Origin of the sequence: Bacteroides intestinalis DSM 17393, from assembly GCF_000172175.1 — a bacterium.
Taxonomy (GTDB): Bacteria; Bacteroidota; Bacteroidia; order Bacteroidales; family Bacteroidaceae; genus Bacteroides; species Bacteroides intestinalis.
Window position 1 is genome coordinate 2,084,099 of record NZ_ABJL02000008.1, and the last position, 14,483, is coordinate 2,098,581.

General features: G+C 41.7%; 13 protein-coding genes. All 13 read right to left on the reverse strand.

Annotated features, from left to right (window positions below):
- Positions 1-35: 35 nt before the first annotated feature.
- Positions 36-536: a PepSY-like domain-containing protein gene (locus tag BACINT_RS17825; protein WP_044155351.1), complete on the reverse strand. Its 501-nt coding sequence runs from the start codon at positions 534-536 to the stop codon at positions 36-38.
- Positions 537-549: 13 nt separating this feature from the next.
- On the reverse strand, positions 550-987 hold the full coding sequence (locus BACINT_RS17830) for a PepSY-like domain-containing protein (protein ID WP_007665568.1): 438 nt from the start codon (positions 985-987) through the stop codon (positions 550-552).
- Between the two features lie 97 nt (positions 988-1,084).
- Positions 1,085-2,374, reverse strand: a complete 1,290-nt coding sequence (locus BACINT_RS17835) for a sensor histidine kinase (RefSeq protein ID WP_007665569.1) — start codon at positions 2,372-2,374, stop codon at positions 1,085-1,087.
- Positions 2,371-3,048, reverse strand: coding sequence for a response regulator transcription factor (locus BACINT_RS17840; protein WP_007665570.1), 678 nt, complete (start codon positions 3,046-3,048; stop codon positions 2,371-2,373). Before BACINT_RS17840 ends, BACINT_RS17835 begins: the two co-directional genes overlap by 4 nt.
- Before the next feature lie 47 nt (positions 3,049-3,095).
- The gene (locus BACINT_RS17845) at positions 3,096-3,644 is read right to left on the reverse strand and encodes a DUF4738 domain-containing protein (RefSeq protein ID WP_007665571.1); all 549 of its coding nucleotides are present in this window, start codon (positions 3,642-3,644) and stop codon (positions 3,096-3,098) included.
- A gap of 669 nt (positions 3,645-4,313) precedes the next feature.
- Positions 4,314-6,905, reverse strand: coding sequence for a glycoside hydrolase family 3 C-terminal domain-containing protein (locus tag BACINT_RS17850; RefSeq protein WP_007665572.1), 2,592 nt, complete (start codon positions 6,903-6,905; stop codon positions 4,314-4,316).
- Positions 6,906-6,988: 83 nt separating this feature from the next.
- Positions 6,989-7,582, reverse strand: coding sequence for a type 1 glutamine amidotransferase family protein (locus BACINT_RS17855; RefSeq protein ID WP_007665573.1), 594 nt, complete (start codon positions 7,580-7,582; stop codon positions 6,989-6,991).
- A gap of 102 nt (positions 7,583-7,684) precedes the next feature.
- On the reverse strand, positions 7,685-8,050 hold the full coding sequence (locus BACINT_RS17860) for a hypothetical protein (protein ID WP_007665575.1): 366 nt from the start codon (positions 8,048-8,050) through the stop codon (positions 7,685-7,687).
- Between the two features lie 152 nt (positions 8,051-8,202).
- The gene (locus BACINT_RS17865) at positions 8,203-9,591 is read right to left on the reverse strand and encodes an aldo/keto reductase (RefSeq protein ID WP_007665576.1); all 1,389 of its coding nucleotides are present in this window, start codon (positions 9,589-9,591) and stop codon (positions 8,203-8,205) included.
- 42 nt (positions 9,592-9,633) lie between these two features.
- Positions 9,634-11,139: a 4Fe-4S binding protein gene (locus BACINT_RS17870; protein WP_007665577.1), complete on the reverse strand. Its 1,506-nt coding sequence runs from the start codon at positions 11,137-11,139 to the stop codon at positions 9,634-9,636.
- Positions 11,140-11,158: 19 nt separating this feature from the next.
- Positions 11,159-11,671 (reverse strand): hypothetical protein, encoded by a 513-nt coding sequence (locus BACINT_RS17875; RefSeq protein WP_007665578.1) that lies wholly within the window; start codon positions 11,669-11,671, stop codon positions 11,159-11,161.
- A 12-nt stretch (positions 11,672-11,683) separates the two neighbouring features.
- Complete coding sequence (locus BACINT_RS17880; protein ID WP_007665579.1) at positions 11,684-13,594, reverse strand: TonB-dependent receptor; 1,911 nt, start codon at positions 13,592-13,594, stop codon at positions 11,684-11,686.
- 121 nt (positions 13,595-13,715) lie between these two features.
- Positions 13,716-14,471, reverse strand: a complete 756-nt coding sequence (locus BACINT_RS17885; protein WP_007665580.1) for a LytR/AlgR family response regulator transcription factor — start codon at positions 14,469-14,471, stop codon at positions 13,716-13,718.
- Between the last annotated feature and the right edge of the window lie 12 nt (positions 14,472-14,483).

The following is a 14,483-nucleotide window of genomic DNA, read 5'->3' on the forward strand; positions in this document are numbered from 1 at the left end:
AAGGAGATGTGCCTTAGTTTTGACACATCTCCTTCTCACACTTTCGGTGGATAAATCGTATCATCCTTCCCTGTCACATTCACCGTATTCATCAGTCCTCCATCTTCCGAGTAGAATAACTGATACTTCTGATTTCCTTGTTTTACCTCAATCACATATTGCATGGGCTGCAATGGATACAGCAGGAAATAATAATCATCTTGTACCCAGTTTGCATACTCTCCGCTACCAAATGCAGTCTGTACAGCTTCAGGAAGATCATTCCAGAATATTTCCGATTCCGTCATCAGCCAATTGGCATTGGGATCAAACCATATATTTGATTCTTTTCCATCCAACCAGCAATCAGCCACAAAATAAGTTCCTTTTTGTTCCCATTCTATTCCTGTCGCACTCGGATACTTCTGTTTCAGGGCTTGTACCACAGACTCAGGAACATTAATGCTTTTATCATCATCATCGTCGTCACTGCATGCACTAAACGTAACAGCAGTCATACACATCATCATCGCTAACATTAAAAATCTTGTCTTCATCTTTTCCCCTCCATTAATCATCCATACTGACGAATTGTCCTTTTTTATTAAATTTCAATGAGAAATCATTGGCAAGTTCTACTTCTATACCTGTACCTTTACGTTCTATCTTGGTGATAATTTCATTTGGGAAATTCTTTTTCACGTAATCCTTGATAGAAACAGGGATAAGGGCGGCAGGTACAGCACCTTTCTTGCAATCTACTTCCGTCCAGTTACCTTTCTTGTCGAAATCAATCTCTGTACGGTCAGTCAAAGTCACTTCATACTTCTTAGATAAGAATTCACTATCTATCTTGATGTATGAGATCTGCGGTTTACTGAAATACTGATTGATAAAGTTACGCGCATTCAAAGGGAGCTCCTTTGCGTCTTTGGTAATCACATCACCTGCAAAAGCGAACTGAACGGCCACGATAGCCAATACGAGAATAGATAAAATCTTTTTCATAATCGTTATTCTTTTAAGTGTTACTAATTTATTTCTTGTTTTTATTCACACTGCAAATAACGATGGCGAATCGGGAAAGATTTGGGAATATTCGCCTTTAGCTTTTCTTTTCAGATTCTTTAACAAGCAAAAACAGATGCATTCCTTCCTGCCACTTATAAGTCAGACTGAGAGAAGCAGAAATAGCAATAGAACGGGCAATGGCAAGCCCCAAACCTGTAGAATCTTTTTTTCCGTCGATACTGCGATAGAAACGCCGGAATAGCTTTTCTCCATCCAATGGATGTTCACCACTATTTTTAATAATCAATGAAGAAGGAGTCGTTTCAATATACAACTCTCCCCCCGCATGATTGTGTACTAAGGAGTTTTTCACCAAATTGGAAACCAAAATCTGTGTCAGAGACAAGTTACACCGGATCACGAAAGGTTCTTCTCCCTTTATACGTACCAGATGTATCTTTTTCCCTTCATATATATCCATTAAATCGGGCAATAGTTCATCTAAAACTTCATCTACAGATACATCTTCCGTTTCGGTATACTGCCCATTCTCAATGCGGGACAACAACAATAAAGACTTATTCAATCTGACTGCCCTACCCAATGTAGCGTATATTTCATCCAGTTCTTTCAACTGTTGCTCGGTCATCGACTCATTCTCTGCAAGTAATTCGACCTTGCCGCGCACAATGGCAAGTGGTGTCTGCAACTCATGCGAAGCATTTTCTATAAACTGCTTCTGTTCTTCATAAGCTTTATAACTACGATTTCCCATATCCACAGCTGCCTCTCCCAACTGTTGGAACTCCCGTATCTTCGTAGGATTATCCAGCACCGGAAGCTCTTTCCCCGGTTGAATTTGTTGTAACCAGTCCAGCAGGCGCTGCAGCGGGCGGAACACACTTTGCAATATCAGGCGTGTACCTATAGACGTACAAATCAGAAAAAGTAAAAACAGTGCTCCCAGATACCAAAGAATGGCCTCTACCATATCATCACGTTCCAGAATGGAAATCATCAGCTCCAATTCATAATACTGTCCGTCCGGCATGCGGAAAACTGTTTTAAGTACCCGCACCGGTTCATCCTCATCTTCGCTTTCGATATAGACGGTAGAGTCATAGTACTTTTCGTCGTAGTCTTCCGCCTCTTCTTCGGATATAGGCCGGAATTTATAAAAAGACATCAGCGTCCCCTCTGTTTCAAGAACAGACGGGTCCATCAAGGCATTATTAATCAATATCTCACTATAGTTTTCAAGCGTATCATCCGTTTCATCCATCACTTCATCAATAATGGCATAATAAAACAACACACCCCATGCAGCCATCAGCAGAAGTAGCAGTAACGAGAGCTTTCGGTAGGTATAATGGAGAAGTTTCATGACTCGGAAAGTTTATAGCCAAAACCATATACCGCTTTCAGTTCCACGGTAGCATCAGCTTGTTTCAATTTCCGGCGGAGATTTTTCACTTGAGAATAAATAAAGTCCAAAGAATCTGCCTGATCGATATTATCGCCCCATACAGACTCTGCAAGGCTCATTTTATTAATTACACGATTTGGGTTGACTATAAAGTAATAAAGTAAATCGAATTCTTTCCGGTTAAGTTGCAAAGGCACTCCCCCGACCTCCACTTGCCGTTTATCAGGATAAAGCAACAGATTCCCCACCGTAATGGAAACATCCCCTTTCGCCTGCCTCCGACGAATAACAGATTTTACCCGCGCATTCAGTTCCGCCAGATGGAAAGGTTTGGTCAGATAATCATCAGCTCCCAATTCCAGTCCTTCTACTTTGTCATCCAAGGAATCTTTTGCAGAAATAATTAATACACTGTCACTACGATGAAGTCGTTTAAGTTCGCGCAACAAATCCAGACCACTTCCACCGGGCAACATGATGTCCAATAAGATGCAGTCATAATCGTAGTCATTCACTTTGTCCAGCGCCGAAAAATAATCGGCAGCAGTTTCCACTACGAAATGTTCTTTCAAAAGGGAAATGCGGATTGTTTCCCGCAAATCCGGTTCGTCTTCTACAATCAGGATTTTCATACCGGCAAAGGAAACTCATAAATTGGGAAACATTCTGGAATATCTTATCAAATACTGTCCGTCTCGTACACTTCTTCCAGTAATTCTTCTTTCGCTATAGAAATCTTGCCATCAGCAGATACAGTTATTGATAATGGAATATAGAGATCGGACTGCGGATAGCAGATGCTTGCTGCATAGACCATGCCTTTGGATGTGTTTTTATCGTACACCAAGCCTTCAAGAATAGAGTGTTTTAAGAATTTAGCATCCACCAATGAAGCAAAACTCTCTTTCGTGAATTCTTTATTCACAATAGACTTACCACCGGAAGTTATACGTAGTGTAATACGGTTATCTACAAATTTTTCTCCCTGTTCATTCGTTACAACAGGCAAACTGTCATCCGGACGACGAACCACATGAGAGTGATACTCCTTACCATTATAAGTAAAACTCATTTTACTATCAGACACCTGCATACGTTGCAAACCGTTGGCATCCACACTGTCTTTCATCAATACCTGCACATCTTCCCCATCTCCTTTTTTCTGAGAAGAACAAGCTGACAACAGCCACACGGCCATACATATCCAGAAGTAAAATACATTTTTCATTCTGCCATTTGTTTACAATTAACGGAACAAAGGAACGAAAAGAGAGGCAAAAATACAAGGGAAAGCCGGAATAAATGAAAAACGGACGGATAATGCTCCGCCCGTTTTTGAACTAATACCTTCTTTATTCTTTTATATTACCTATTGAATCCTGTTGTTTATAAGACAAAAATAAAAGCGAAAAGTTTAATGAAACCTTTCGCTTTAACATAAAACAATATTTCTGTTTGTTTTTTATAAGTCTCAGGCCTTCAAAGTTATAAACCGTCTACCGCTTAACTTTATTTCAATCTCTTTGATAGAGAGTATGACTCCTCCCACTTCGACAGAAATCCGCATTCTGGTTACAATTAAAAGTTAGCATCAATTTACTCTCACTACTCTCACTTTTCAAAATAGCCGTTGATAATTAGAATATTAAGTGTGAGTGAGAGTAAAAAAATAGCGTGAGAGTAAGTGATTTACTCTCACACTGTCTTGTCCTGATTGTAAGGTGTTAATTTGTCTTGTACAAGAGAATGTTCTGTTTTTCTCCTAAGAAACATTCCTTTCAGCCATAGGAATTATCAGATGTCGACCTCAGTCAACAGGCCTGTTAACCTTGGTTGACAGGCTCATTAGCCTTAGTTAACAGGCCTGTCAACCAAGGTTAACACCCAATAGGACTTACTATAAAATATCTCCTTGCACACATGATTTGCTCTTTATCATCTGAGTAGATGGTTGTCCTCCTCCCAATGATATCTGTACTTTTCCTTTCATGGGTACAGATTTTCCAGAAATATCAACGACAGACAGTTCCTTAGATGTCAGGACAAACTCCACTGTTTGTGATTCTCCCGGCTTCAGATTAATCCGTTTAAAGCCCTTCAATGCCCGAATCGGAGTTACAAAATCACGAGGATTGGAAACATACAACTGAGCAACTTCCTCTCCTTCCATCTTCCCTGTATTGGTGATTTTTGCTGTAACCTTAACTGACCGTTTATCCGGTGACGGTTGCAATTTCAAAGAGGAATATTGAAAAGTCGTATAGCTCAATCCATAGCCAAAGGGATAAACCGGCGTTCCTGTAAAATAACGGTAAGTACGATTCTCCATGCTGTAATCTTCGAAATCAGGCAAATCGTTTACACTCTTATAGAAGGTCAGCGGTAAACGTCCTGAAGGATTATAATCTCCAAATAACACATCGGCTATAGCTTGTCCGCCAGCCTGACCGCCATACCATGCATTCAAGATAGCCGGAAGATGGGCAGATTCCCATTCAAGTCCTAAAGCACTTCCTGTCATCATAACAAAAACGACTGGCTTACCGGTTGCATATAATTCTTTCAATAAGTTTTGCTGCACGGAAGGAATAGAGATAGAAGTCCGGTCACCCCGTTTGAAACCTTCTATTTCCACCCCCATCTCCTCACCTTCTACTTTGGCAGAAAGACCACCCACAAAGATAATCACATCTGCATCCTTCACCGCAGCAGCAGTTTGCTTGTAATCAGCCTTCCGAAGTATTCCCATATCAAACTTGATTTCTGCATTATCCGCATGTTGAACATAGCGGATTTCTATCGGATAGGATTTACCCTTTTCTGCATTCAACAGATAATATGAGTTTATATTTCCAACTTTATTCTGCTTTACTCCATCAATATACAGTTCTGCTTTATCATCAGCCTTCAGTTCAAAGCAAACCTCACCTGTCTGTTTCGGTGTAAATACAGTACTCCAAACAGCAGACATCTGCCTGGTAATGATGCCATCGCCAACATCCTGACCATCTCCCCACTGATAATCAACAGTCTTTTCCAAACGAGATAATCCGGGATTTCCTTGCCACTGCGTATTTTGATAATAGTCAGCCTTAAAGCCCTGCTGCCCGTCATAACAGAACAAAGCATCTTCATAAGCTGAGGTGAAAACAAAATCATCAGTCAGATTAACACCTTTCTCGTAGACCACTTCCACCTGATTGCCCACTTTCTTTTGAATACCTTCCAGTGCTGTAGTTATATGTGACGGATAACCATAGTAGTTAGCAAGTAATACACTTTTATCATCAGCATTCGGACCGACCACTGCTATCTTCTTTATTTTATTCTTATTCAAAGGCAACAACTGATCTTGATTCTTCAGCAACACAATAGACTGACGAGCTATTTTCAATGCATGAGCTTTATGAGCGTCACACTCCAGAACTGATAAAGGTATATTTGAATAAGGTACACGGTCATCCGGATCGAACATACCCAGCCGGAAGCGGATTTCAAATAATTTCTTCAAAGATTCATCTATCTGCTTTTCTGTTATCAATCCTCTGAGAACGGCATCCGCCAATGCCCGGTAAGCTCCATTACCACATTCACAATCTGTACCATGCAACACAGCATCCGCAGAGGCTGCAGCTGCATCCTGATGTGTTTTATGAGTATTATAAAAGTCTTCAACAGCCCCGCAATCTGAAGTTACATAGCCGCCAAACTTCCAATGATTTCGCAAAATATCCATCATCAAAAGATCATTGCCACAACAGGGTTGCCCAAAGAAGGAGTTATAAGCACACATTACTCCCGTCACTTTTCCTTCGACCACCAATTCCTTAAATGCCGGAAGATAGGTATCCCACAAATCATGGTTATTCACTTTAGCATCATACGTATGCCGGTTCCATTCCGGACCACTATGTACTGCATAATGTTTAGCACATGCTGAAGATTTCAGGTAAACCGGATCATCACCCTGAAGACCTTTCACAAATGAAACACCAATGGAAGCAGTTAAAAAAGGATCTTCGCCATACGTTTCCTGTCCCCGCCCCCAACGCGGGTCCCGGAATATATTGATATTCGGACTCCAGTAAGTTAATCCTCTGAATATTCCGGGAGTCCCTTTCCGGGTAGCATCGTGATAAATAGCACGTCCTTCATCCGAAGCATATACCGCCATCTGATGAACAGATTCTGTATCCCAGGTAGCTGCCATAGCAATGGCTTGAGGGAAAGAAGTAACTGGATAGGGACTTCTGGCTACTCCATGTAAACACTCATTCCACCAATTATATGCAGGAATTCCCAGCCGATCTATGGCAGGAGCGTTATTCAACATTTGAGAAATCTTTTCCTCTAACGTGAGACGCCCCACCAAATCATTTACTCTTTCCACTATCGGAAGTTCTGGATTCAAGAATTTGCATGTCGCTTGTCCCGCCACTGTGACAGAGAATAAAAGCAAACTGCAAATAAGATTCAATTCTTTTTTCATACCTTTTTCAATTCAATGTAGTAGCAAAATTACTCTCATCTCATTAAAGGAATCATAAAAAAGAACTTAATACAGGACAAAAGTTACCTCACAAAGCCATTTTTATAATAATCATAAGCAGCATCAATCCTTTCCGGAGTATCAGCATTCAAAAGAAGTAATAATTCACGGGTAAACTCCAAATGTCCGGTTCCGTTGGCAGTTACGATATTCTTATCGCTGACTGCCTGCTTTTCCTGGTATCCGGCTTCATTAGTATATGCGCTACCTGCGAATTGTTTCAGATATGGAAGTGTGTTACTGGTATGCTTTACATCGTTCAGGAACCCATGCGCCCCCATAAAGGCAGAAGCATTGCAAATAGCTCCAACTATCTTGCCACGCTGTAATGCATCCTGCACAATTGGCACCACCAACTCCGATTCGGGTGATTGCCACTGCATGCCGCCTATCAGAACCAATGCCGCATAATCGGCAGGCATAGTCTGAAAACTATAATCCGGCACTGTGCGGAACCCGCCTATAGAACGAACTTCATCCAGCGTCGGGGCAACTGTCTTTGATATATATTTTACTTCGTTACCCGGTAACACTCCGGCATTTAAAGAAATAGAAAGGAATGCACCTTCCCAATCGGCATAATCATTCAATAGAAGAAATAAGACTTCCTGTTTCATTGTTTTCTGTTTTCAGCGAAATTAAGATGCAACCATGCAATCTTATTTTCTTATGGTTGAAACTCAAGTTCAAAATAGATATAATCTTTTATACTAAACTTTTCATACCATTCCGAAGGATGGTTTTTGGACATGCAAAATGGTTCCTACTCTATGCTGGCAATCGATATGAACACTATCTGCGGACTCTGTCTGTGCAAAGAAATAAAAATGCTGAGCACTATCCATCTTACAAGGAATTTCTTCATTCAAAGCTTTCCTTTCTGTTTTTCCATCAGTACATCTTACCATATACAACTTATAAGGCAAGTTCTTGTGAGATGTCCTGACTATAACATCAAAACCAAAGATCCCCTGAAAGCCCATCAGTTTTTGCACAAAAGCATCTTTAGGCGATTCATAAGATACTGAGATAGTGTCTTGCGCTATCAAAGGCGTCATGCATAAAAAAACAACGCCAATGTACATAAAAGCTTTTTCATTTTTTTTAAATTTGTATACGATGCCGCAAATATAACAAAAACGCTGATATCATTGTCTCTATATGACAACAATATCAGCGCAATTCACTATTTATTACAAAGATGAAAATTTTTCTATAAATGTCAATGTAGAGAGGGCTACAACGTTTCCTGTTTCAGTTGCTCCACGAACCCGTCAATACGGCGCAACTCCCTGGGAATATTAATACTCTGCGGACAGTGAGGCGAACATTGATCGCAACCAATGCAATGATTTGCCTGTCGCAGGCGTGGCACACTACGGTCATAACCAACAAGAAAAGCTTGGCGTGCCTTTCTATAATTCTCGTCTTGTTGGCTTTTCGGCACATTTCCCTCATTTACACATTTATTATAATGTATAAGCACAGCAGGAATATCAATGCCATACGGACAAGGCATACAGTATTTACAGTCATTGCACGGTACAGTAGGGTACTTCAACATCAACTGTGCCGTTTCTTCCAGAAACTCCTTATCATCATCTGTCAAAGGAATCAGCGGAGAATAGGTACGAATATTATCTTGAAGATGCTCCATATACGTCATACCACTCAATACCGTCAACACCAGTTCCGGTGAGCCTGCAAAACGAAAAGCCCACGAAGCCACACTATCTTCCGGACGACGCTGCTTAAGGCGTGTCATAATATGAGTAGGTACATTAGACAATCTTCCACCCAGCAATGGCTCCATAATGATTGCCGGGATATTTCGTTTTACCAATTCATCATATAGGTAGTCCGCATTTACATTACGTCCCGAAGAATGTTTCCAGTCCACATAATTGAGCTGTATCTGTACAAAGTCCCATTTCACCTCATCATGTAGAGAAAGTGCATAGTCATAAGTATCCACTGTACCATGGAAAGAAAATCCCAGATTACGGATACGCCCAGCCTCCCGTTCCTTCAACAGAAACTCCATCATACCATTGTCTATATATCGTGCTTTGAATGCTTCTATTCCACCATTACCGATAGAGTGCAACAAATAGTAATCGATATAATCTGTCTGCAAATCTTCGAAAGACTTACGATACATAGCTATGGAGTTTTCACGGCTATAATTACTAAAGTTGGATAACTTTGTAGCAATAAACAGTTTCTCGCGCGGATGACGTTTTAATGCAATACCAGTAGATTTTTCCGACCACCCCTGTACATACACCGGAGATGTATCGAAATAATTCACGCCGTGCGCAATGGCATAATCTACTAATTCGTTCACTGCATCCTGATCAATTATATCTCCTTTCCCATCCGGTGAAGGAACAGTCGGCCAACGCATACAGCCATAACCCAGAAGTGAAACACGGTCTTTCTGAGCCACAGAAGTGCGGTAAGTCATCTTATCAGTAGGCACCGGAGTCGATGTACTACCTCCCGGAATCACCCCATCCTTCTGTTTGCAACTATAAAGAGTCGCAGCAGCCGTTGTCGTAGCGGCACTGATGCCCACAATTTTCAGAAAATCCCTACGGTTTATATTTTTATTATGTTCTTCCATATCTGTTCTTCTAACATTTATCACTCTATCACATTACCACCTTTATATTACTCGATGTCTCTCATGTCCCTCCACATAGATAGCACTGAAAGGGCGTGCCGGACAAAGATTCTCACAGGCACCACAACCAATACAACGCTCTACATTGACAACCGGAATCTTTGGAGAATCCGGATTATCTACCTCAGACGGAACCATTTCTATCGCCGCTACCGGGCAATGACGGGCACAATTGCCGCAATTTACTCCATCAGTCAACGGCACACAATTCTTCCTGATCCATACGGCATGACCGATCTGGATAGATGATTTATCAGCCAGACTGGTAAGATGAATCGCATCCGTCGGACATACTTCGGCACACTTCGCACATTCCGGACGACAATAACCACGTTCATAAGACATCTCCGGCTGCATCAACGTCATCAGATTACCGGATGGGCGTAAAACCTGATTAGGGCACACTGATACACAAAGCTGGCAAGCCGTACAATGCTGCGCAAAATTACGAATACTCAATGAACCTGCCGGTACAATAGGTGTCGTCCGTTCCGGTATTTTCTTATCCTCAATGACAGCCAATCCACCATCCACTTTTTTCTCCTGTGCCTTCAGCAATGTACTTGCAGCAAATACGGCACCGGCAGAAAAGAAAGCACGGCGTGCATTGTCCACCTGCTCCGGTGAAACACCCGTCACTTTTTCAGCCGCTAATGGTTTCTGCACTTCCTTATGAGGACGCTCATAACGGATAGCTCCTTTCTTACATTTACCAATGCAATCCATACAAGCCACACAACGGCTATAATCTATTTTATGATTTTTAGAATCAATGCATGCCGCCTTACAATTACGTGCGCACAAACCGCAACCATTACATTTACTCGTATCGATTACTGGTTTCAGCAAAGAAAAACGTGAAAAGAATCCCAATACTGTTCCTACCGGACAAATTGTATTGCAATATGTACGCCCGTTGCGCCAGGCCAGTACAGCCAAAATAACAAATGTCAGAACAGCTATCACAAAAGTTCCCATAGCCTTCATCCAGACATCTACAGAATAAAACATATAGCTATCTGCCCGTTCGACCAAAAGAGCAAGCAGGTTGTTTCCCCACTGATAAACCGGAGCAAACAGATTAGAAACTATTCGCCCGTAAGAACTATAAGGTGCCAGTAAGGCAACCAACGAACCAACTCCTCCTATCAGAGCCAGAATAAATACTCCCAGCACTCCATAACGCAACCAACTAAGTGCAGGTGAATACGAATAGCGATTCTTTTTCCGCTTTTTACCCAACCATGAAACTACATCCTGAAATACGCCCAACGGACAGATTACAGAACAATACACACGCCCAAAGAGCAGTGTCAATGCTATCAGGATTATCACAACCCCGATATTCAGTGCCAACAAAGCAGGCAAAAACTGAATTTTAGCCATCCAACCGAACCAAGCATGCAACGTTCCCGTAAAATCGAGGAACAAAAGCGTGATCAGCACGAAAAAGAATATGGCAAACGTTAGTCTGATTTTTCGTAACATACTTTTATTTTATGGAATATCATTTATAGACCAAATACTTGATAAACAAATAACCGCCGAGAATCTGTAATCCCATTCCCGGGATACCGATGCGGAAATCCTGGAAAGCAAGCGCAAGGTTACCTACCATTGCCCACTCACCCAGCGTCCCGATAAACTGATAAGCCAGTACTACCAACGCTAAAACAGGAATAGAGATACGTTTAAAACGATTGGCAGCATATCCGGCAACCACTGCCAGTAAAATAGATTTTAAAAGGATGGCCGACAATACTCCTGCAGGAGGCATACCGAAAAGCAGATGGTTCAAAACCGGTGAAAAGACGGCTGTCAGCAATCCAACTTTCCAACCGTATTTATAAGCAGCAATAAGCGTAAAGAAATAAATCGGCAACAAAGTAAGACCACCCTGTGGAATAAGATGGCAAAGTTGTGGCAAAACCAGATTACCCAGAATGAAAAGGGCTGCAGCAAAATATGTCTTCACATTGCTATAATCCAGTGAATAAAGTCTGATAGTTGTTGTTTTCATATAATATTCTTATTAAAAATTGATATTTACTCCACCCATAAAAGTCGCTTTCGGCATAGGATAGCCTGCATTGATCTCATAACGTTGCGCCAACAGGTTCTCACCACGCACATAGAATGACAGATAATTTGTCGCCTTAAAACTTCCCTGCATATCCCATAACACGAAGTTCTCTTTTGTCGCAGCATCCAGATCAGTATAAAGCCCTTTTACATACTGAATGCCCGTAGATGCACTCCAACGTCCTTTTCTGAAGTTCACTCCTCCATACAGTTTATGCTCTGGAGAAGCCAATACCGGATTTTCCATATGAAGCCAGCTGTAATTTGCCATCACGCTCCACACCGGATTAAACTGGTACCCTACATTAGCTTCCGCTCCCCAGTTTTCAATCTCGCCGGAATTCTGGTTCAACATACCGCTACCATTTGGATTTGGAAGACGTATAATGAGATTTTCACCATTGATATAGAACACATTGAGTCCATAGGACAAACGATTATCCATAAGACGTTGTGAAAAAGAAAGCTCATAATTCCAAAGTTTCTCAGGTTTCAAATCCGGATTCTGCGGAGGAAACATATACATTTCACGAATGGTAGGATTACGGAATCCTTTACTTGCCATTGCTTTGATTTCTGCATTCTCCGGAAGATGGAAAGCCAAACCTACTTGCGGAATGAACTCTGTACCCGTTTGCGAATGATAATCTACTCGTGCTCCGGCATCCAGCGTAAGCCACGCAGCAATATCCTGACGAAAATCTACATAACCTGCTACTTCATTCAACGACTTATCCGCCGAAGTTTCACGATGCCCATCAAAGAATTGGTTCCATGCCTCACCTCCAAAGTGAAAATAATCAGCTCCTACAGTCAGTCTGTTGCCCTGGAAAAGTTGTATGCTCTGATACCATGATACTCCAAGCATCTGATCGTTAGAGTTGAAACGATACTGAAGCGGTTCTCCTCCTGGCTGATATCCGTCATTTATCCAGTGATCACCCCAATTATAGAAAAAGCTCAATGCACCGGAAGTCTTTTCGTAATGATTCTCCAATGCAAAAGAAGTCATACCACGTGTTATGCGCTGATCATTGTCTATATATGGTTTCATTACTGATCCCGGATTAGTAGCATTGAAACGAGTGACATTTACATCGCCCCAAACTTTCCAGTTATCCGTAAAGTCATAGCCTAATTTGGCATATCCGCCGTACTGTTCAAAAGCCATGTCAGCGCGATGTCCATCTGTACGGTTATAAGAGGCAGTCACCGTACTACTGAAGCGCCCTTTCCTTATGCGGTTAGTGGCTTCGGTCTGTACACTTCCATAGGCCCCCGCACCAATGTTGATGTTTGTACGTATTCCGTCTTCCTGCATCTTACGGGTAACAATGTTAATAACCCCACCCATGGCGTTAGAACCATAAAGCACGGATGCGGGGCCACGGAGCACTTCCACACGTTCTGCCATCATAGTCTGATATGCGTCGGCAATGGGGTGTCCCATCAGTCCCATATACTGAGGATGTCCGTCTATCAAAACCAATAATCCTGTAGTGGGAAGAGCGGCCTGTGCGGGCCCTCCAATGCCTCTTAAAGACATTTGCCCTGATGCACCGGTAGCTACACCATATCCCATTACGCCACGTGAAGTGGAGAAAAAGCCCGGCACTTGTGAATTCAACACCGGAAGTACGGAAGTCTGCTGGCTCGCTTCAAGTTGCGGACGTCCCACTACCGATACGGTCATGGGCAAATGGCGTACATCCGTTTCACTTCGCGTACCTGTTACTACTACTTCATTGATCGCATAACTTCTTGCTACCTTTGTGCTGTCCTTGCTGGTTTGTGCTTGTAGGCTTACCGCACTAATCAGGCAGCCTGTAAAGAATGCAAGTACAAATCTCTCTTTTTTCATCTTGAAATAACTCTTTAATTTTATAATAGTTCCCGATTACAAATATAGGGATCGTTACTGATAGAAACCGTAGATAAATTACGGTTGTAAATACCATAATTACTGATTAACGTATTCTAACTTACGTGTTATTCACTATCCAGGACTTGAACTCGGACGCTTTGTTCTTACTGATATAGATACGTCCGGGAGTTTCTACATCCAATGTTACCAGCAAACGGTTATCAAACCAGATCGTTATATCCGTCACGCTATTCCTTGCTATGATGAATTGCTTATTCGCCCGGATGAAATCTGCCGGATTCAGAGAAGCCATTATCTGTTCCAGTGTTTTGGAGTATGGATACATATTCCCGTCTTTCAAGTAGATACAGGTGTTTTTATCCGCTGTATAAAAGCATGAAACTTCTTTCAAGCCAATAGGTAACAGCTTATCTTTATATGGAATTAATAACTTGTCTTTATATTTAGGAGTCGGCATCAGTTGAGTCAATTTAGATAAGTAGTGAATCACATCCTGGTGCGTCAGTTTTTTGTATTTATCCAGCGCCTGTTTTACATCTTCCACCTTGACAGGTTTTAGCAAATAATCAATGCTATTCACCTTGAAAGCTTCTATGGCGTATCTGTCATAAGCCGTCGTGAAAATAATAGGAGTTTCCAACTCCATTTTATCAAAAATGGTAAATGCCGAACCGTCCGATAAATGAATATCCATAAATATCAAATCCGGTGCAGGATTCGATTGCAGCCAATGAATGGTTTGGGTCACGCTTTCCGTATTACCGACTATTTGAATATCATAAGAGACTTCACCAAGAATATCCACCAGATTCTCATAAGCGGCAGTCTCGTCTTCTACAATCAACACTCTCATATCTCTATGCAA